18 protein-coding genes are annotated in these 17,576 nt (G+C 65.5%); 14 read left to right on the top strand and 4 right to left on the bottom strand.

All coding sequences use genetic code 11. The features are described from left to right. Positions 1-7: 7 nt before the first annotated feature. Together P0D87_RS00660 and P0D87_RS00655 are read right to left on the bottom strand one after the other, a co-directional pair. Positions 8-511: an LEA/WHy family protein gene (locus P0D87_RS00660; protein WP_006048964.1), complete on the bottom strand. Its 504-nt coding sequence runs from the start codon at positions 509-511 to the stop codon at positions 8-10. A gap of 68 nt (positions 512-579) precedes the next feature. After that, positions 580-954, bottom strand: coding sequence for a hypothetical protein (locus P0D87_RS00655; RefSeq protein ID WP_053858079.1), 375 nt, complete (start codon positions 952-954; stop codon positions 580-582). A 231-nt stretch (positions 955-1,185) separates the two neighbouring features. Between P0D87_RS00655 and P0D87_RS00650 the strand changes: the two genes are divergently transcribed. The 5 genes from P0D87_RS00650 (at position 1,186) to P0D87_RS00630 (ending at position 6,604) form a co-directional block, all read left to right on the top strand. Beyond that, positions 1,186-2,733: an aminotransferase-like domain-containing protein gene (locus P0D87_RS00650; RefSeq protein ID WP_171799839.1), complete on the top strand. Its 1,548-nt coding sequence runs from the start codon at positions 1,186-1,188 to the stop codon at positions 2,731-2,733. Positions 2,734-2,859: 126 nt separating this feature from the next. Then, positions 2,860-3,345 (top strand): PaaI family thioesterase, encoded by a 486-nt coding sequence (locus P0D87_RS00645; RefSeq protein WP_006048967.1) that lies wholly within the window; start codon positions 2,860-2,862, stop codon positions 3,343-3,345. Positions 3,346-3,461: 116 nt separating this feature from the next. Further along, on the top strand, positions 3,462-4,460 hold the full coding sequence (locus P0D87_RS00640; protein ID WP_029968390.1) for an NADP-dependent oxidoreductase: 999 nt from the start codon (positions 3,462-3,464) through the stop codon (positions 4,458-4,460). A 226-nt stretch (positions 4,461-4,686) separates the two neighbouring features. Beyond that, a complete protein-coding gene (locus P0D87_RS00635) occupies positions 4,687-5,580 on the top strand; it encodes an SDR family oxidoreductase (RefSeq protein ID WP_053858081.1) in 894 nt (297 codons plus the stop codon). Between the two features lie 64 nt (positions 5,581-5,644). After that, positions 5,645-6,604 carry an alpha/beta hydrolase gene (locus P0D87_RS00630; RefSeq protein WP_053858082.1) on the top strand — a complete coding sequence of 320 codons (960 nt, stop codon included), beginning with the start codon at positions 5,645-5,647 and terminating at the stop codon, positions 6,602-6,604. Here P0D87_RS00630 and P0D87_RS00625 read toward each other — a convergent pair whose 3' ends face one another. Further along, positions 6,605-7,486, bottom strand: coding sequence for an NRDE family protein (locus P0D87_RS00625; protein WP_053858083.1), 882 nt, complete (start codon positions 7,484-7,486; stop codon positions 6,605-6,607). A 137-nt stretch (positions 7,487-7,623) separates the two neighbouring features. Beyond that, positions 7,624-8,700 carry a CAF17-like 4Fe-4S cluster assembly/insertion protein YgfZ gene (gene ygfZ, locus P0D87_RS00620; RefSeq protein WP_053858084.1) on the bottom strand — a complete coding sequence of 359 codons (1,077 nt, stop codon included), beginning with the start codon at positions 8,698-8,700 and terminating at the stop codon, positions 7,624-7,626. Between the two features lie 77 nt (positions 8,701-8,777). Between ygfZ and mltG the strand changes: the two genes are divergently transcribed. The 9 genes from mltG (at position 8,778) to otsA (ending at position 17,568) form a co-directional block, all read left to right on the top strand. Beyond that, positions 8,778-9,788: an endolytic transglycosylase MltG gene (gene mltG, locus P0D87_RS00615; protein ID WP_029968395.1), complete on the top strand. Its 1,011-nt coding sequence runs from the start codon at positions 8,778-8,780 to the stop codon at positions 9,786-9,788. Next, positions 9,789-10,409, top strand: coding sequence for a dTMP kinase (gene tmk / locus P0D87_RS00610; protein WP_006048974.1), 621 nt, complete (start codon positions 9,789-9,791; stop codon positions 10,407-10,409). A gap of 97 nt (positions 10,410-10,506) precedes the next feature. Next, positions 10,507-11,550: a DNA polymerase III subunit delta' gene (locus tag P0D87_RS00605; protein WP_029968397.1), complete on the top strand. Its 1,044-nt coding sequence runs from the start codon at positions 10,507-10,509 to the stop codon at positions 11,548-11,550. 96 nt (positions 11,551-11,646) lie between these two features. Next, positions 11,647-12,171, top strand: coding sequence for a GNAT family N-acetyltransferase (locus tag P0D87_RS00600; RefSeq protein ID WP_044020915.1), 525 nt, complete (start codon positions 11,647-11,649; stop codon positions 12,169-12,171). A 33-nt stretch (positions 12,172-12,204) separates the two neighbouring features. Then, positions 12,205-12,996, top strand: coding sequence for a TatD family hydrolase (locus tag P0D87_RS00595; RefSeq protein WP_029968401.1), 792 nt, complete (start codon positions 12,205-12,207; stop codon positions 12,994-12,996). An 89-nt stretch (positions 12,997-13,085) separates the two neighbouring features. Next, complete coding sequence (locus P0D87_RS00590) at positions 13,086-13,778, top strand: ankyrin repeat domain-containing protein (protein WP_044020874.1); 693 nt, start codon at positions 13,086-13,088, stop codon at positions 13,776-13,778. Positions 13,779-13,954: 176 nt separating this feature from the next. Then, a complete protein-coding gene (locus P0D87_RS00585; RefSeq protein ID WP_006048979.1) occupies positions 13,955-14,311 on the top strand; it encodes a Rap1a/Tai family immunity protein in 357 nt (118 codons plus the stop codon). Positions 14,312-14,629: 318 nt separating this feature from the next. Further along, a complete protein-coding gene (locus P0D87_RS00580) occupies positions 14,630-15,868 on the top strand; it encodes a mechanosensitive ion channel family protein (RefSeq protein ID WP_053858085.1) in 1,239 nt (412 codons plus the stop codon). A 290-nt stretch (positions 15,869-16,158) separates the two neighbouring features. Further along, positions 16,159-17,568 (top strand): alpha,alpha-trehalose-phosphate synthase (UDP-forming), encoded by a 1,410-nt coding sequence (gene otsA / locus P0D87_RS00575; RefSeq protein WP_053858086.1) that lies wholly within the window; start codon positions 16,159-16,161, stop codon positions 17,566-17,568. The last annotated feature ends 8 nt before the right edge of the window (positions 17,569-17,576 follow it).

Here is a 17,576-nt window from a genome sequence, read left to right as displayed (position 1 = left end):
CGCGTGATTACGGCATGCCGGCGCCGGACATCGGCAGGCTGAGCATGCCCTGATCGACGAAACGGGCGGTGCCGAATGGACCGCCCGCCAGCTTGCCGCGCAGAATATACGGAACCTGTCCCGACTGCGCGGCGCCGGCGAACGCGAAGGCCTGGCGCACCGCGGCGAATGCGGGCACCGTCAACGGCACGTTCAGCACCGTTTCGCCATAGCGCGGCACGGTGCCGGCTTGATCGCTGACGCCGCTCGCAAAAGAGTGGCCGTTCAGTTCGAGATCGAGCGACACGCCGTTGAAGCTCACCGCCGATTCGTTCGGATTCTGCACGCGCAGCTTGACGTTAAAGCGCACCTCCAGCCCCTGGCTTTCGAGCGGTTCGATGCCTGCCACGCTCACGCGCAACGGGTCGCCGCCGAACAGCCCCGCGCAGCCGCTGAGCGTCAGCGTGAGAACCGCGCACAACGCGGCGACGCGCAACAGACTCGCGCCGAACAGCTTGCGGACAAAGGACATGACCGGCACCTCGAAGAGCGGATGGGGTCATGCATTGTAGCGGGCGACAGGCGGCGCGCGGCAACGCATCAGGCAGCGCGCCGCAGCGTCGCTTTGAGAAAGGCGGCGAGTTGGCGAATCCCATTCGCGTGCTGCGTATTGCTTCTAGCTGCTGCATGCGATGCGGGCAGTGCGAACGCCGCGGGCAGTGCGAACGCCGCGGCTTTTCCATGCAACGCGCTGATCGACACCATGCTGCGTTCGGTCGGCACGAAGCACTCGCCTTCGCTGAGCATGATCGATGTCGACGGAACCGCGTCGCCGAGCCACGACAGCGAATGATCGCGGACGACCAGGTGCAGATCGCCTTCGACCGCGACGACGGCGCTCCTCGCGCGCAGGTCGTGCAGCGCGACCTGGCCCGCGGCGAGACGGCACACATTGATGTTGGCGTGAGCTGACATAACGTTTCCTTTGGTGCGTTTGCATGCCATTCAGCTTATTGACCCGCTGCCACGGAAAACAGCCGCAGCCGCCGACAATCTGCACCGGTACAACGCGGGTGTTTGATACGCTGTATCGGTCGAAATGAGGTCGATGTGTATCTGTTGCCGCACGCGGACCGTGCGCACCATCGGCTCATGAGCCGATCAACCTGAACGCAAGCACAAAAGCCCATGCACGCGCACACCAGCATGCCCCTCGCGCCTCATGCACTCCCGGCGTCCTCGAACGATGCCACCGCGAGCGAACCGCTTTACCGCCAACTGGCCGCGCAATATCGCCGCGCGATACGCAACGGCGTGCTGCGCCCCGGCGAGCGCATGCCGTCGATGCGCGCCTTCATGCAGCGTCACGGCGTGAGCCTCGCGACCGCCACGGAGAGTTATCGCGTGCTCGAACGCGAGGCGCTGATCGAAGCGCAGCCGCGCGCCGGCTATTTCGTGCGCGCTTCGCAAAGCGCCGCGTTGCCCGCCGCATCGGAACCCGACCTCGCAACGATGCCTCGCGCCGCGCAGTTCGTCGGCATTCACTCGGTCATTTCAACCATCGTCTCGCAATATCAGCGCTATCCGGACGCGTTCAATCTGGGCGGCGCGACGGCGTCGCCGGATCTCTATCCGACCGACGCGTTGCAGAAAGCCGCGCTGCGCGCATTGCGCCGACGGCCGATGCTGTTGACCACAGCCGGGCCGGATCAGGGCGATCCGGCGTTGCGCGCGATCATCGCGCGCCGTGCGCTCGACGCGGGCATCCAGATCGGCGCGGACGACATCATCATGACGCACGGCGGCATCGAGGCGGTCAACCTGGCGTTGCGGGCAGTCACGCAACCGGGCGACACCGTCGCCGTCGAATCGCCGTGTTTCTTCGGCTTGTTGCAGGCACTCGAGAGTCTCGGGCTGCGCGCGCTCGAAATTCCCGCGAGCCCGAGCACGGGGCTCGCCATCGAGGCGCTCGACTTCGCGTTGCAAACGCATCCCGACATAAAGGCTGTGGTCGTGGTGCCGAACCTGCAGAATCCGCTCGGCAGCGTGATGCCCGATGCGCACAAGGCACGGCTCGTCGAGTTGTGCGCGCGGGCGGGCATCGCGCTGATCGAGGACGACCCGTATCGCGAGCTGGTCGATAGCACGCAGCCGCTGCGCTCGCTGAAGGCCTGGGACAGCGACGGCACCGTGATCCACTGCACGTCGTTCAACAAGACGCTCGCGCCGGGCATGCGCATCGGCTGGATCAACGGCGGGCGCTGGCATCCGCGTATCGGCATGCTGAAATTCGCGCAGTCGCGTCACAACGAGCAGTTGTCGCAAGTCGTGCTCGCGGAGTTTCTGCAGACCAACGCGTATGAGCGGCATCTGCGGCGCTTGCGCGACCGGCTGAGGATGCAGCGCGAGCGGATGGCGGCGGCGCTGGGCGCGTCCTTTCCCGAGGGCACGCGGTTCACGCCGCCCGCGGGCGGCATCTTCTTCTGGATCGAGCTGCCGCGCGAGGTGTCGTCGGCCGATTTCTTCGACGCCGCGCTGAAAGAGGGCATTCGCGTGATGCCGGGCACCGTGTTCTCGAACGCGGGCCGCTTCGATCACTTCATTCGCCTCAGTTGTCCAAGCACCGATCTCGATCTCGCCGATGACGCGCTGCGCCGGCTCGGACGGCTTGCGACAGCGATGGCGGCGCGGGCGTCGGCATATGCGTCGGCGGCAGACAAACCCACGCCTCGCTCCCACTGCGAAACGGCATAGCAGGTATCATTTCTTCTCTTCCGGCGCGTCGCGTCGCGCGCGCATGAAGGTGCCCGCATCGCCGGTGCATCAGCGCACACACGCACGCGCCGCCGCACGTCAAGACAAGGAAAACCGAAAGCCGCAATGACCGATTCATCTTCATCCACTGCGGGCGGCGCGTCGTTGCCCGAAAGTCCCTTCGTCGACCGGCTCGGCGCACGGCTCGTTTCCGCTGCGGACGGCGCCAGCGAAGTGGTGCTGTCCCTCTTGCCCGAGCATATGAACACGTGGGACGTCGCGCACGGCGGCGTCACGATGACGCTCGCCGACGTCGCGCTCGCGATGGCCGCGCGCAGTCTCGCCGGCGACGGTGTCGGCGTGGTCACGGTCGAGATGAAGGTCAACTTCATGCAGCCAGGCCGCGGCGAGTTGCGCGCGACGGCACGCGTGCTGCATCGCTCGACCACCATGGCGTATTGCGAAGGCGAGATCCGCGATAGCGAAGGCCACTTCGTCGGCAAGGCGCTCGGCACGTTCAAATACATGCGCCGCCTCGCCGTGGGCCGCGACGTGACGCGCCAGCGCTTGCGCAGCGACCCGTCGGCGAAACCCGGTCCTAGCGACGGTTGAGCGAGTGGCAAGGTGCGAGGCGGCAACATGCCCGAACATGCCGTCGGCGAGCGCAACACGCCGTCGCTGATTCGTAATCGGTAGTCCACAATCCACAACCCAAGGAGACGATCGACATGCCACAAATCAACCGCCAGTTCCTGCTCGCTTCGCGTCCGCAAGGCGCTGTCACGCCCGACAACTTCCGTCTCGTGGAGACGCCGCTCGCGCCGCTTGCCGATGGCGAAATCCGCGTGCGCAATCACTACCTGTCGCTCGATCCGTACATGCGCGGCCGCATGAACGACAGCAAGTCGTACGCGGCGCCGCAGCCGCTCGATGAAGTGATGATCGGCGGCACGGTCGGCGAAGTGATCGAGTCGAAGAACCCGAAGTTCGCGGTCGGCGACAAGGTCGTCGCCATATTCGGCTGGCAGGAATACGGCACGTCGGACGGCGCGGGCGTGCAGAAAGTCGACGACACGCACGTGCCGCTGTCGGCCTATCTCGGACCCGTCGGCATGCCGGGCGTGACGGCATGGTATGGATTGAACCGGATCATCGCGCCCAAGGCGGGCGAGACCGTCGTAGTGAGCGCGGCGAGCGGCGCGGTGGGCAGCGTCGTCGGCCAACTGGCGAAGCGGGCCGGCGCGCGCGCGGTGGGCATCGCCGGCGGCGTCGAGAAATGCCGCTACGTCGTGGAGACGCTCGGCTTCGACGCCTGCGTCGACTACAAGGCCGGCAATCTGTATCAGGACCTGAAGGCGGCGACGCCGGACGGCATCGACGGCTGCTTCGAGAACGTCGGCGGCGAAGTGCTCGACGCGACGCTCGCGCGCATGAACCCGTCGGGGCGCATCGCGGTGTGCGGATACATCGCGGGCTACGACGGTCAGCCGGTGCCGCTCAAGCACCCGTCGCTGATACTGACGCAGCGTCTGCTGGTGCAAGGCTTCATCGTCACCGAGCATATGGACGTCTGGCCGCAGGCGCTCAACGAACTCGGCACGCTCGTCGCGCAGAAGAAGCTGCAATATCGGGAGACCATCGCGCAAGGGCTCGATGCCGCGCCCGAGGCTTTCATCGGTTTGCTGAAGGGCAAGAACTTCGGCAAGCAGCTGGTGAAGCTGATTTGAGTGAGGCTCGGCTCGGTGAGTGAAGCGTGAGTGGGACGCGCGAGTCGCTCATTGAGCCGTTTGTCGATGCGATGCGTTGCGTTGCGCGGAAGTCGCGGGTTGATGGCATGCAGCAAAATCAGGCATCAAACGGCACGCAGCCGAAGTCACCGCAGTCGAAGTCGCGCATCGCGAATCACACATTCAAAAGCCACGCATCAAGCCCCACGCAAAAAGGAGTCGCCAGATGTTCGAATTTCCCGCCAGGGTCGCGGTCATCACCGGCGCGGCGAGCGGCTTCGGCCAGGCATTCGCGCAACGAGCCGCGGCGTTTCGCATGAAGCTCGTACTCGCGGACGTGAACCCCGAGGCGCTCGCCCAGACCGTCGATGCATTGCGCGCCGCGGGCGCCGACGCGATCGGCGTGCCGACCGACGTATCGAACGCGGCGCAGGTCGACGCGCTCGCCCAGGCCGCGCTCGATGCGTTCGGCAAGGTGCATCTGCTCTTCAACAATGCGGGCGTGGGCTCGGGCGGCTTCCTGTGGGAGAGTTCGGCGAACGACTGGGCCTGGGTGTTCGGTGTGAACGTGATGGGCGTCGCCCACGGCGTGCGCGCGTTCGCGCCGCTCATGCTCGCGCAGAACGAGCCGGCGCATATCGTCAATACGGCGTCGGTGGCGGGGCTGTTGTCGCCGCCTGCGATGGGCGTCTACAACGCGTCGAAGCATGCCGTCGTGTCGCTCACCGAGACGCTCTATCACGATCTGCAGCTCGCGCAGGCCGGGCGCGACGCCAATGCCCGGGTCGGCTGTTCGCTGCTCTGTCCGGCTTTCGCGCCGACCGGCATCGCGGATGCCGAGCGCATGCGGCCCGCCGGTCTGCGCAACGAAAACGATCCGACGCGCTCGCAGATCGCCGCCGGCAAGCAATTGCAGCGCGCGGTGCGAGCGGGCAAGCTGAGCGCGGCCGAGGTCGCCGCGCTCACGTTCGACGCCATCGCCGCACGGCGCTTCTATATCATCACGCACCCGGCCATCATGGCGACCGTCAAGCTGCGTCACGAGGACATCGAGCAGTTGCGCGATCCGACCGATCCGATGTCGCTGAAGCCGGAAGTGAAAAGCGCCAGCGAGATTTGAATGCGGTACGGAAGCCGCCCGCCCGAGCCGTCCCGCGAGTTCTCTTCAACCCACCTCACGTCACATGCCGTTGAATCCGAAGATCGAGCAGGTGCTCGACATGATCGCGCGCGCAAAGCGCCCGAAGCTCCATGAGATGACGCCGCAAGCGGCGCGCGCATCGTATGAAAAAAGCGCGCCGATTCTGGAGATCGCCAGCGCGCCGATGTTCTCCGTCGAAGACCTGCGTATTCCGACACGCGACGGCGCGACGATCGGCGCACGTCTTTACCACGCCGAAGAGCCGAGCTGGGCGAACCCCGCGCCGGCGCTCGTCTACTATCACGGCGGCGGCTTCACGGTCGGCAGCGTGAACACGCACGATGCGCTCGCGCGGATGTTCGCGCGCGACGGCCAATGCGCGGTGCTGTCGGTCGATTACCGGCTCGCGCCGGAACACAAGTTCCCGACCGCCGTCGACGACGCTTTCGACGCGCTCACGTGGCTGCATACGCACGCCGCGGAGTTCGGCATCGACGCGGCCCGGCTCGCGGTCGGCGGCGACAGCGCGGGCGGCACCCTCGCGACGGTGTGCGCGGTGCTCGCGCGCGACGCAGGCATCCCGCTCGCGCTGCAATTGCTGATCTATCCCGGCACGACCGGTTATCAGCAGACCGATTCGCACTCGCGCCTCGCCGACGGATTCCTGCTGTCGGGCACGACGATCCAATGGTTCTTCGAGCAGTATGTGCGCGATACGAGCGATCGCGACGACTGGCGTTTTGCGCCGCTCGACGGCACGCGCGGTGCGCCCGATTTCAGCGGACTCGCGCCGGCCTGGATCGCGACCGCCGAATACGATCCGCTCAGCGACGAAGGCGATGCCTACGCGGACAAGCTGCGCCGCTACGGCAACGCGGTGACACTCACTCGCTATCCGGGCATGATCCACGAATTCTTCAAGATGGGCGGCTTCGTGCCCGAGGTCGCGCACGCGCATGCCGATGCCGCCGCGGCATTGCGCGCGGCATTCGGCGTGGACTGACTAGGCGATTTCCCGCTCGACGTTGAACGCGAAGCTGCGTTCGAAGTCGCCTGGCCGCACGATGCGGTGCGAGCCGTTGTCGTCGCTGCGCTCGGCCACCGCGACGCTGACCATCTCGCCGTTCGCGACGACGCGCAGCGCTGTCGTGCCGCGCGTGCCGTATCCGGGCGTTTCGATGAACGCCGCAGACAGCGCCCGTTCCCGCTCGAGCGCAATGCCGGTGGACGGCAACTCGGCGTCCGCGGCGACGCGCGGATCGCGCATCAGGTCGATCAGATGTTCGAGCGGCGGCATCGGATTGCGCGTGAGCAGCGCGCCCAGTTCGGCGCGCTTCCTGACGAGCTTCGGCCACGGCGTGTCGAGAATCGCGTTCGAGATGCCGTGCGTGCCCGGCGCAAGCAGCGCGGGCGCCAGATTCGAGCGATTGCAGTACCAGGCCAGCTCGCGACGCGTCCAGTCGCCTACCAGCAGATTAAAGCCGTTGTACAGGTCGCCCGTTTGCGCGACGCGGCGCAGATAGGCGAGGGGCGTTTCCTGTTCGCCGTCGTTCGCGTCGTGGTTTTCGCCGCCATTCCGTCCCGCGTCAAATGCGGGCTCCTCGCAAGCCAGCCAGTCGCTGACGAGCGTGCCGCGGGTCGGCGCGTCGGCGCGCATGTCGTGCGGCGCGCGGTAGTTGGTCAGCGCGGCGAAGCGTCCGTGGCGCGACATGCCGAGCCAGGTGCCGCCGCCGACCAGATCGCGGCCGGCCAGCACGCCCCGCGCGTCGTCCCACCAGCCGATCGGCTGGGCCGTGCGGTGGAAAAATTCGTCGCGATTCGCGGCAAGCGTGAAGAGTGGGCCGTCGACCGCATCGGGCCGCCAGTCGAACACGATCAGGCACATCGGGGGCGTCTCCCGGTTGTTGCTTCAATGTTGCTTCAAAACGCAATGGCGAACAGTAGTCGGACGAGGACGCCGGCAAAAAGCGGCGCGTGCTTCGAGCGCACGGCGCCGTTCATCTGCGTACCGCGAAGCGCCGTTCAAACCTCGGAGGGCAGTCCGTACGGCAGCGCGAGAAAGCGCAGCGCCGGGCCGTCCGCGGCGCCCAGGTGCACCGAACCGCTTTCGAGCGCCGCGAGCTTGATCTCGACGAGAACATCGACGCCGCCGTCCCGCGCCGACGCCGCGTTCACCACCATGCCGCACGGCTGACCGGGATCGTCGGAGTGAAACAGTTCGACGCCCGCCTTCACGGTATCGAGCTCGCCCGCCACGTTCGCGAGCGACGTGCGCCGCTTGATCGTGCCGCGGTACTGGCTGCGCGCGACCACTTCCTGGCCAGGGTAGCAGCCCTTGCGGAAATTGACCGCGCCGAGCACGTCGAAATTGACCATTTGCGGCACGAACTGTTCGACCACCGGCTGCGTGATGCGCGGCTCGCCCGCGCGAATGTCGAGCCAGTCCCACACGGCCGGCGAAACCTGCGTGAGCTTCTCGCCGAGCGAGGGCAGATGCGCTTCGACCTGCGCCTTCGGCCCGATCCACAGATAACGAAGCCGCTCGAACGCATCCGGCACGCGAATCAGCGAGCCGGCCGCGCCGTCCACCTTGACGTGCACGCCGTCCGGCAACGCGTCAAACACGCCGGACAGCGCCTTGCGCACATCGCCCGCGAGGCCGATCACCGCCAGCTCGCCGCTTGCATCGGCGAGCTTCGCCTTCGCGCGCAGAACGAACATGGAGAGGCGCTTTTGCACCGCCGCCTGCACGTCTTTCGAGACCAGCAGACGGAGCGTGTCGCCGCTGCGCCAGGTCAGGAACGACGCGAGCAGGCGCCCCTTCGCCGAGCAGTAGCCCGCGAGGCGCGCGTTGGCGGCGTCGAGGTGCTGTGTATCGTTCGTCAACTGACCGTGCAGGAAGCTCGCGGCGTCGTCGCCGGTCGCGTCGATCACGCCGAACTGCGTGAGCACCGCGTAGGCGCCGTGCTGGAGGGCGGCGTCGAACTCATCGGCGGACGGACGCGGCAACACCGGCAGCGCCGTGACGGCCGCGGCTGACGGATTGGCAGCGGGGTTAGCTGGGACAGTGCCTGAAGCGGTAGCGAGCGGTGTGTTCATGGATTCCGGGAACAGTCAATTCTGACTTTAGCTAAGGCAAACAAGTATTATATGCAGTCCAACCCTGCCACGTTTTCATGTCCCTCTTCAAGAAATGTTTGGTTGCCGGCTCGATTGTCCTCGTGCTGGCCGCAGCCGCGATCGCTGGCGGATACCACTGGGCCAACAGCCCGCTCGAGCTGAATCCCGCGCAACTCGACGTCACCGTCAAACCGCACAGCAGCCTGCGCAGCGTCACGCTGCAGCTCAACCGCGGCGGCGTGCCGGTCGAGCCGGAGCTATTCATCGTGATGACGCGGCTGCTCGGCCTGCAAAGCGAGCTCAAGTCCGGCAATTACGAGTTCAAGACCGGCGTGACGCCCTACGAAGTGCTGCAAAAAATCGCGCGCGGCGACGTCAACGAATACGTCGCGACCATCATCGAAGGGTGGACGTTCAAGCGCATGCGCGCCGAGCTGGACGCGAATCCGGCGCTCAAGCACGACAGCGTCGCGATGAACGACGCGCAGTTGATGAGCGCGATCGGCGCACCGGAAGCGTCGATCGGCAACGGCGAAGGGCTCTTTTTCCCGGACACCTATCTGTTCGACAAGAACACGAGCGACCTCGACGTGTATCGCCGCGCGTATCGTCTGATGCGCGTGCGTCTCGATGAAGCATGGCTCGCGCGGGCGCCGAACCTGCCGTACAAGACGCCGTACGAGGCGCTGATCATGGCTTCGATCATCGAAAAGGAAACCGGCAAGAAGTCGGACCGTCCGATGGTCGCGGCCGTGTTCGCGAACCGTCTGCGCGTGGGCATGCCGCTGCAGACCGACCCGACTGTGATCTACGGAATGGGCGAGAGCTACGCGGGCCGCATCCGCAAAAAAGACCTGCAGACGGACACTCCCTACAATACCTACACGCGCATGGGCCTGCCGCCCACGCCGATTTCGCTGCCCGGCGTCGCGTCGCTGCAGGCGGCGATGAACCCGGCGCAAACGAGCGCGTTGTACTTCGTGTCGCGCGGCGACGGCAGCAGCATCTTTTCCGACAACCTTGGCGATCACAACAAGGCCGTGGACAAATACATTCGAGGGCAATAAATGGCGCGCGGCAAATTCATCACGTTCGAGGGCATAGACGGCGCCGGCAAGACGACGCATCTCGCCTGGTTCCGCGAGCGGCTGGAACAGAAGGTGGCGGCCACCGGCCGCGCGGTCGTCATGACGCGCGAACCCGGCGGCACGCCGCTTGGCGAGCAGATCCGCGAAATCGTGCTGCATCAGAAGATGGATCTCGAAACCGAGGCGCTGCTGATGTTCGCGCTGCGCCGCCAGCATCTGGCGGAAGTGATCGAGCCGGCGCTCGCGCGCGGCGACTGGGTGCTGTCCGACCGTTTCACCGACGCGACCTTTGCCTACCAGGGCGGCGGGCGCGGGCTGCCGCGCGACAAGCTGGAAACGCTCGAGCGGTGGGTGCAGGGCGGCTTCCAGCCGGATTTGACCGTGCTGTTCGACCTCGCGCCGGAAATCGCCAACGAACGGCGCAGCGCGGCGCGCGATCCGGATCGCTTCGAGAGCGAATCGGCGGCTTTTTTCGAGCGCACGCGGGCCGAATATCTGCGCCGGGCGGAAGAGGCACCGTATCGTTTCGCTATCATTGACTCTTCGCAGAGCATTGTCCGCATCCAGAAACAGCTTGAAGAGTTGATTGCAAGTCTTTGATTTTGCATTAGTAATGTCAAATCCAGGCGAGCGCACGCCAAAGCTGCGGCAAAGCATCAAATAACGCCCCCAACCGATTGATTCGAAAAGACAAACGATGATTTATCCGTGGCAAGCCGATGACTGGAACCGCCTGCAGCAGTTGCGCGGCCACTGGCCGCATGCGTTGTTGCTGCATGGCCAGGCGGGCATCGGCAAGCTGCGCTTTGCGCAGCACCTCGCGCAGGGCCTGTTGTGCGAAGACCAGCGCGAGAACGGCGAGCCGTGCGGCGCGTGCGTCGCGTGCAACTGGTTCGTGCAAGGCAACCATCCCGATTACCGGATCGTGGTGCCCGAGGCGCTGGCCGCCGAGGCCGGCCTCGGCTACGGCGCCGACGACAAAGCGGATAAAGCCGACAAGGCCGACGCCGACGAGGGCAAGAAAACGCGTGCACCCAGCAAGGAGATCAAGATCGAGCAGATTCGCGGCTTGCTCGACTTCGTCGGCGTGGGCTCGCATCGCGGCGGCGCGCGCGTGGTCGTGCTGTATCCCGCCGAAGGGCTGAACATCGCCGCGGCCAATGCGCTGCTGAAGACGCTCGAGGAGCCGCCAGCGGGCGTCGTGTTCCTGATGGTGTCGGCACGCATCGACCGGTTGCTGCCCACCATCATCAGCCGTTGCCGCCAATGGCCGATGAGCATGCCGTCACCCGAAGCCGCCACCCAATGGCTCGCGGCGCAAGGCGTGGCCGAAGCGCCGGCGCTGCTCGCCGAGGCGGGCGGCGCACCGCTCACCGCGCTCGCCCTCGCCAGCGACGAAAACCGCACGCTGCGCGACTGGACGCTCAAGCAACTGGCTGCGGGCCCCGAGTGCGACGCCTTTGCGTGCGGCGAGGCGCTGCAGAAGCTGCCGGTGCCGCTCGTGCTCGGCTGGCTGCAGCGCTGGATGTACGATCTGCTCGCCCAGCGCGCGGCCGGCGCGCCGCGCTACTTTCCGCAGGCGTCGGCGGCGTTGACGCGTTGCGCGTCGCAGGCTGACGCGAGCGCGTTCGCGCGCTTCATGCGGACCGTGACGCGGCAGCGCGCGGTCGAAAATCATCCGTTGAACGCGCGGCTTGTGTTCGAGGAGCTGTTTCTGGGCTACCGCGAGCTTTTTGCATGACGCTCACGAAGCGCCATGCCGTCCATGCCGCAAGCGTCGTCTGAAGAACCGTTTCTGATTTTTTTACCCAGCCTCTCATTCCAATCCGAAAGCACCATGAGCCTGTCTTACCGCGATGCCACGCTCGACGATCTGCCCGCGATCGTCGCCATTTACAACTCGACGGTCGCGTCGCGCCAGGTGACGGCCGATCTGGAGCCGGTCAGCGTCGAGAGCCGGTTGGCATGGTTTCATGCGCACGGGCCGCAGAAACGTCCGCTGTGGGTCGTCGACGACGCCGAAGCGCCCGGCCGCCTGCTCGGCTGGCTCAGCTTTTCGGACTTTTACGGCCGTCCGGCCTATCAGCGCACCGCGGAAGTCAGCATCTATCTGGACGAGCGCGCGCGCGGCAAGGGCCTCGGCAAGCAGTTGCTGGCGGCCTCGCTCGCGGCGGCGCCGGCGCTCGGCATCGACACCGTGCTCGGTTTCATCTTCGGCCACAATGACGCGAGCCTGCGCCTCTTTCGGGGTTTCGGCTTCGACACGTGGGGGTCGCTGCCGCGCGTGGCCGTGCTGGACGGCGTCGAGCGCGATCTGGTGATTCTCGGCAAGCGGCTCGACGCGCACGGCGCGGCAAGCTGATCCGCCTCAGGCATTCCTTTGCAGGACATCGTCATGTTTGTCGATTCACACTGTCACATCAATTTCGAAGGACTCGCCGACCGCCTGCCGCAGGTGCTCGAGAACATGCGCAGCCACGCGGTCACGCATGCGCTGTGCGTGTCGGTCGATCTGGAAACGCTGCCGTCGGTTCTTGAAATCGCGAGCCGGCACGACAACGTTTATGCGTCGGTGGGCGTGCATCCCGATCACGAGGACATGCGCGAGCCGAGCGTCGCCGAACTGGTCGAACTGGCCGAACATCCGAAAGTGGTCGCGATCGGCGAAACGGGGCTCGACTATTACCGCCTGGAAGGCCGCTCGATCGCCGATATGGAATGGCAGCGCGAGCGCTTTCGCACGCACATCCGCGCCGCGCATGCGACCGGCAAGCCGCTCATCATCCATACGCGTTCTTCGTCGGAAGACACGCTGCGCATCATGGCCGAGGAGCGTGCGAGCGAGCCGGGCGGCGTCATGCATTGCTTCACGGAGCCGTGGAGCGTCGCCGAGCAGGCGCTTGCGCAAAACTTTTACATCTCGCTGTCGGGCATCGTCACGTTCAAGAGCGCGACGGACGTGCAGGACGTCGCGCGTCGCGTGCCTCTGGAGCGGCTGCTGATCGAGACCGATTCGCCGTATCTGGCGCCCGTGCCGTATCGCGGCAAGCCCAATGAACCTGCGTACGTGAGTTATGTCGGACGTTTCATCGCGCAGCAGCGCGAGATGACGGACGAGGCGCTCGCCGCCGCGACGACGCAAAACTTCTTCCGCCTTTTCAAGATTCCCGCGCCGGCTGGCGCGTAGAGGTAAACAAATCAATAGGATAGGGCTTAGCCCTAAAGTAAAATATGACATATTTCACATTAACCCGCACACCGCATTCCGCTGACACGATGGCCACGGCAAGCTCGTCCGTCCGCCGCGGTTTGTCGCGCGCCGCCTTGGCCGCCACATTCGCCTGTGCCGCGCTGAGCTCGCTGATCGCCGCGCCGGCTGTAGCCGCGCCGATCGACTCGCTGATCAAATCGGTGAAATTCGACGACGTGGACGGCGTGAAGAAATTGCTCGCGAAGGGCATGGATCCGAACAGCGTCGACAACCAGGGCATGCCGCTGCTGGTCCTCGCCGCGCGCGAGAAGTCGGACAAGGTCGGCGCCGCGCTGCTCGCGAATCCGAAGACCAACGTCGAAATCGAGGACAAGGCGGGCGAAAACGCGATGATGATGGCCGCGCTCAACGGCGACCTGGAATTCGTCAAGCAACTGATCGCGAAAGACGCCGAAGTCAACAAGAAGGGCTGGGCGCCGCTGCACTACGCCGCCGCGAACGGCCACGACGACATCGTGAAACTGCTGCTCGACCATTCGGCTTACGTCGACGCCGGCTCCCCGAACGGCACCACGCCGCTGATGATGGCCGCGCGCGGCGGCCATGTGTCGACGGTGAAGCTGCTGCTCGACAACGGCGCGGACCTGACCGTGAAGAACCAGATCGGCCTGACCGCGCTCGATTTCGCGAAGACCTACAAGGAGCCGGACGTGGTCGAGGGCCTCACCGCCCGCCTGCAACAGATGCAGCAAAAGTAAGGCGCGCGGCGAAGCGGCTGGTGCGCGTTTTGCCGCTTATATGCCTGAAGATAGCGGCGGCTGCCTGCTGCGGCCCCGTAAAACAGTGCAGAATGACGACTTTGGCGCGCCTCTCGTGTGCGCGCCCTCGGGATGCGGCAACAGACCGCGTGATAAACGACCTGGAAAGGAACACCATGCTGCGGGCTTTGATTTTCGCCAGCGCGTTTGCCGTACCGTTGTCGGCGGCCGCGTTTACGGGAGGCGACCTCAACAAGCTGTGCACGAAGACCGACGTGGCGTCGCGCAGTGCGTGCGCTGCGTACATTGAAGGCGCCGCCGACGGCATTTTCAACACGATCGACGCAATCGGCGGCACGACCGGGCCGCGCGTCGGCCAGTACTTCTGCCTGCCGCAAGACGCGCGTTCGGCGCAGTTGACGGATGCGGTGCGCAAATACATCGCCGAGAATCCGATTGTGGCGGGCTATAACGCGAGCACGGCGATTTCGCTGGGGCTCGGCAAGGCGTTTCCTTGCAAAAGCGGAAGCTGACTTGAGTTGATTCGAGCTGGCGCGGTTTGCGGCCTCGTGCCGCGGGGCGTGTGGGTTGCCAGCTTTGTTGTTTTTTCACGGGTTTTTGTCACCGGTTTTTTGTCACTGAGTTTGCTCACCGCGTGTGCCGTATGCCGTGCACGCGTTCAACATGAGCCGGGGCGCCGCTTTGCGCGGTCGCAGCCGGCTTTGATAGCGGGGCGCATCGTTTGATCCGCGCTTTCGCGGGCGTGCCGGCCGGGCGCCTCATCTCTACGCCGTCGCCGCGTCACACGCGGCCGGCCTGTCCCCATCCAAGCGAGGAGGAAACTGTCCTATATGGCTTTTCTCGATCGACTCGACCAGTTGGACCACATCGCTGAAGCGCCGCTGCATACCTGGCCCGGCGCGTTGCTGGTCTCGGTCATCGCCGTGCTGATCGCGATCGGCGTGCACCGCGTGGGCGCGCGCATCGTCACGCGGATCGCGCGGCCTTATCCGCTCACGAGTGTCGTGCTGCGCTATATCGACAAGCCGTCGCTGTTCGTTCTGCTGATTCTCTCGCTCGAAGCCGTCTGGTGGGAGGCGCCGGACACGCTCACTTTTATCGGCCCGTTGCGCGACGCCGCGGCCATTGCGCTGATCGGCGCGTTGACGTGGCTGTCGGTGCGCTCGGCGGCGGCCATCGGCGAGGCGATCATTCAGGCCCATCCGCTCGATACCGCCGACAATCTCCACGCGCGCCGCATCCATACGCAGGCGAGGGTGCTGGCGCGCTCGGTGATGCTGGTGATCGTGATCGTCGGCGTCGGCGGCGCATTGATGACGTTTCCGAACGTGCGGCAGATCGGCGCGAGCCTGCTGGCGTCGGCGGGCGTCGCCGGTCTGGTCGCCGGTATTGCCGCGCGGCCGGTGCTCGGCAATCTGATCGCGGGCTTGCAGATCGCGCTGTCGCAGCCGATCCGGCTCGACGACGTCGTCGTGATTCAGGGCGAGTGGGGGCGCATCGAGGAGATTACCGGAACCTATGTGTCGGTGCGTCTGTGGGACCAGCGGCGGCTGATCGTGCCGCTGCAATGGTTCATCGAGAATCCGTTTTCGAACTGGACGCGCAGCAGTTCGCAGATCATCGGCACGGTGTTTCTGTACGTCGATTACCGGATGCCGCTCGCGCCGTTGCGCGAGGAACTCGCGCGCATCGTCGAAGCGGCGCCCGAGTGGGACCGTCGCGTGCAGGTGCTGCAAGTCACCGAAGGCACCGAGCGCTCGATGCAGTTGCGCGCGCTCGTCAGTTCGCTCGATTCAGGTCTGAACTGGGACCTGCGCTGCCGCGTGCGCGAGGGGCTGCTCGACTTCATCCAGAAGCACTATCCGCAGTATTTGCCGCGGGCGCGCGCGGAGGTGTCGGCGGAACTCGAAAACGGCAAGGGCGAACCGCTCGACTGGGTGCCGCGCGGCACGCGCACGCCGGCCGGCAGCACGGCGGCGCATACTGAGGCGGACCCGGTGGCAAGCCGGCCTGGGCCTGGGCCGTCGTCGGCGGCTGGGTCGCCGCACAAAGTGAAGGAAACGGCCTAGCGCGAAGTCAGAATCCGCGCGACGCTGCGCGGAACGTTGGCAGGCAGTGCTGCGACGATCGGAAGCGCGCAACCGAATTCGCTGAAATGTGCGCGCCGTGCGCTATCTGCCCTGGCCAACCGGCTAAACGATGCAACCGATCGTTCGCCAAAGGGTCGAACCGTCCACTCATTGAATAAACCTGGCGCGGCATGGCGTGCACCATGCAAAACGATGTCGACGCGTCCGCTGCGTGGCGGGCGCGGGCTGCACCCTGGCAGATGCCGCGCGAAACAAGGAGGACTTGCAACATGGGCCGACTGATCGTCGTGTCGAATCGCGTCGCTACGCCGACGGAAACCAAAGGATCGGCGGGCGGCCTCGCCGTCGGCGTGTTCGGCGCGCTGAAAGACGCGGGAGGCGTGTGGTTCGGCTGGAGCGGCGACGTGGTCAGCGAGACCGTCGCCAACGCGGGACCCACGCTCGAACAGGACGGCGCGGTGACCTTCGCGACCGTGGGCCTCACGCGCAAGGATTACGACCAGTACTACCGCGGTTTTTCGAACGCGACGCTCTGGCCGGTGTTCCACTATCGCAACGACCTCGCGCGCTACGAGCGGGAGGAATATGCCGGTTATCGGCGCGTCAACGCGTGGCTCGCGCACAAGCTCATCAAGCTGCTCGAACCCGACGACGTCATCTGGATTCACGACTACCATCTGATCCCGTTCGCCGAGGCGCTGCGCAGCGAGGGCATCACGAATCGCATCGGTTTTTTCCTGCACATTCCGTTTCCGTCGCCGCAAATCCTGCTGAATATTCCGCCGCACGAGGAACTGGTGAAGTCGCTGTCGTGCTACGACCTGCTTGGTTTCCAGACCGCGACCGACGAAGAGGCTTTTCACGACTACGTGACGCGCCACGCGCGTGGCACGGTGTCGAACGGCATGGTGGAGGCGTTCGGCCGGAAGCTGCGCACGGGCGTTTACCGCATCGGCGTGTTTCCCGACGAGATCGCCGAACAGGCCAAGCGCTACGAAAGCCGTCAGCACGTGCTCGACCTGAAGCAGAGCCTGGAAGGCCGCAAGCTGATCATGAGCGTGGACCGGCTCGATTATTCGAAGGGGCTCGTCGAACGTTTTCGCGCGTTCGAGCATCTGCTGGAACGCTCGCCCGAATGGCGCGGCAATGTCACGCTCGTGCAGATCGCGCCGCCCACGCGGTCGGATGTCGCGACCTATCAGAAGATCCGCCAGGACCTGGAGTACGAAGCGGGGCGTATCAACGGCCGCTATTCGGGCCTCGACTACACGCCGATCCGTTATCTGAATCAGCAATACGACCGCTGGAAACTGATGTCGCTGTTTCGCGAGTCGCAGATCGGTTTCGTCACGCCGTTGCATGACGGCATGAACCTGGTCGCAAAGGAATATGTCGCCGCGCAAAACCCGGACGATCCCGGCGTGCTCGTGCTGTCGATTTTCGCGGGCGCGGCGGCGGAGTTGACGGGCGCGCTGCTCGTCAATCCGCACGATGCGATCGGCATGTGCGAGGCGTTGCAGCGGGCGCTGCAAATGCCGCTCGATGCACGGCAGCGGCGTCACGAGATCAACATGGCGGCGCTGCGCAAGAACGATCTGGGCGTGTGGCGCGACAGCTTCCTGCGCGACCTGCGCAGCGTGCCGATACAAAGACCGGCCGTGGGCGGAGGGCACAGGTGATGAGCTTG

The sequence above is a fragment of the Paraburkholderia sp. RL17-368-BIF-A genome, from assembly GCF_046054045.1.
GTDB classification, from domain to species: Bacteria; Pseudomonadota; Gammaproteobacteria; order Burkholderiales; family Burkholderiaceae; genus Paraburkholderia; species Paraburkholderia graminis.
The sequence above is the reverse complement of the archived record's forward strand: the minus strand, read 5'-3'. Positions and strand labels throughout refer to the sequence as shown.

Coding starts and splice junctions, on each gene's coding strand:
- P0D87_RS00660 (WP_006048964.1), bottom strand. CDS start 511: ATGTCCTTTGTCCGCAAGCTGTTCGGCGCGAGTCTGTTGCGCGTCGCC.
- P0D87_RS00655 (WP_053858079.1), bottom strand. CDS start 954: ATGTCAGCTCACGCCAACATCAATGTGTGCCGTCTCGCCGCGGGCCAG.
- P0D87_RS00650 (WP_171799839.1), top strand. CDS start 1,186: ATGCCCCTCGCGCCTCATGCACTCCCGGCGTCCTCGAACGATGCCACC.
- P0D87_RS00645 (WP_006048967.1), top strand. CDS start 2,860: ATGACCGATTCATCTTCATCCACTGCGGGCGGCGCGTCGTTGCCCGAA.
- P0D87_RS00640 (WP_029968390.1), top strand. CDS start 3,462: ATGCCACAAATCAACCGCCAGTTCCTGCTCGCTTCGCGTCCGCAAGGC.
- P0D87_RS00635 (WP_053858081.1), top strand. CDS start 4,687: ATGTTCGAATTTCCCGCCAGGGTCGCGGTCATCACCGGCGCGGCGAGC.
- P0D87_RS00630 (WP_053858082.1), top strand. CDS start 5,645: ATGCCGTTGAATCCGAAGATCGAGCAGGTGCTCGACATGATCGCGCGC.
- P0D87_RS00625 (WP_053858083.1), bottom strand. CDS start 7,486: ATGTGCCTGATCGTGTTCGACTGGCGGCCCGATGCGGTCGACGGCCCA.
- ygfZ (WP_053858084.1), bottom strand. CDS start 8,700: ATGAACACACCGCTCGCTACCGCTTCAGGCACTGTCCCAGCTAACCCC.
- mltG (WP_029968395.1), top strand. CDS start 8,778: ATGTCCCTCTTCAAGAAATGTTTGGTTGCCGGCTCGATTGTCCTCGTG.
- tmk (WP_006048974.1), top strand. CDS start 9,789: ATGGCGCGCGGCAAATTCATCACGTTCGAGGGCATAGACGGCGCCGGC.
- P0D87_RS00605 (WP_029968397.1), top strand. CDS start 10,507: ATGATTTATCCGTGGCAAGCCGATGACTGGAACCGCCTGCAGCAGTTG.
- P0D87_RS00600 (WP_044020915.1), top strand. CDS start 11,647: ATGAGCCTGTCTTACCGCGATGCCACGCTCGACGATCTGCCCGCGATC.
- P0D87_RS00595 (WP_029968401.1), top strand. CDS start 12,205: ATGTTTGTCGATTCACACTGTCACATCAATTTCGAAGGACTCGCCGAC.
- P0D87_RS00590 (WP_044020874.1), top strand. CDS start 13,086: ATGGCCACGGCAAGCTCGTCCGTCCGCCGCGGTTTGTCGCGCGCCGCC.
- P0D87_RS00585 (WP_006048979.1), top strand. CDS start 13,955: ATGCTGCGGGCTTTGATTTTCGCCAGCGCGTTTGCCGTACCGTTGTCG.
- P0D87_RS00580 (WP_053858085.1), top strand. CDS start 14,630: ATGGCTTTTCTCGATCGACTCGACCAGTTGGACCACATCGCTGAAGCG.
- otsA (WP_053858086.1), top strand. CDS start 16,159: ATGGGCCGACTGATCGTCGTGTCGAATCGCGTCGCTACGCCGACGGAA.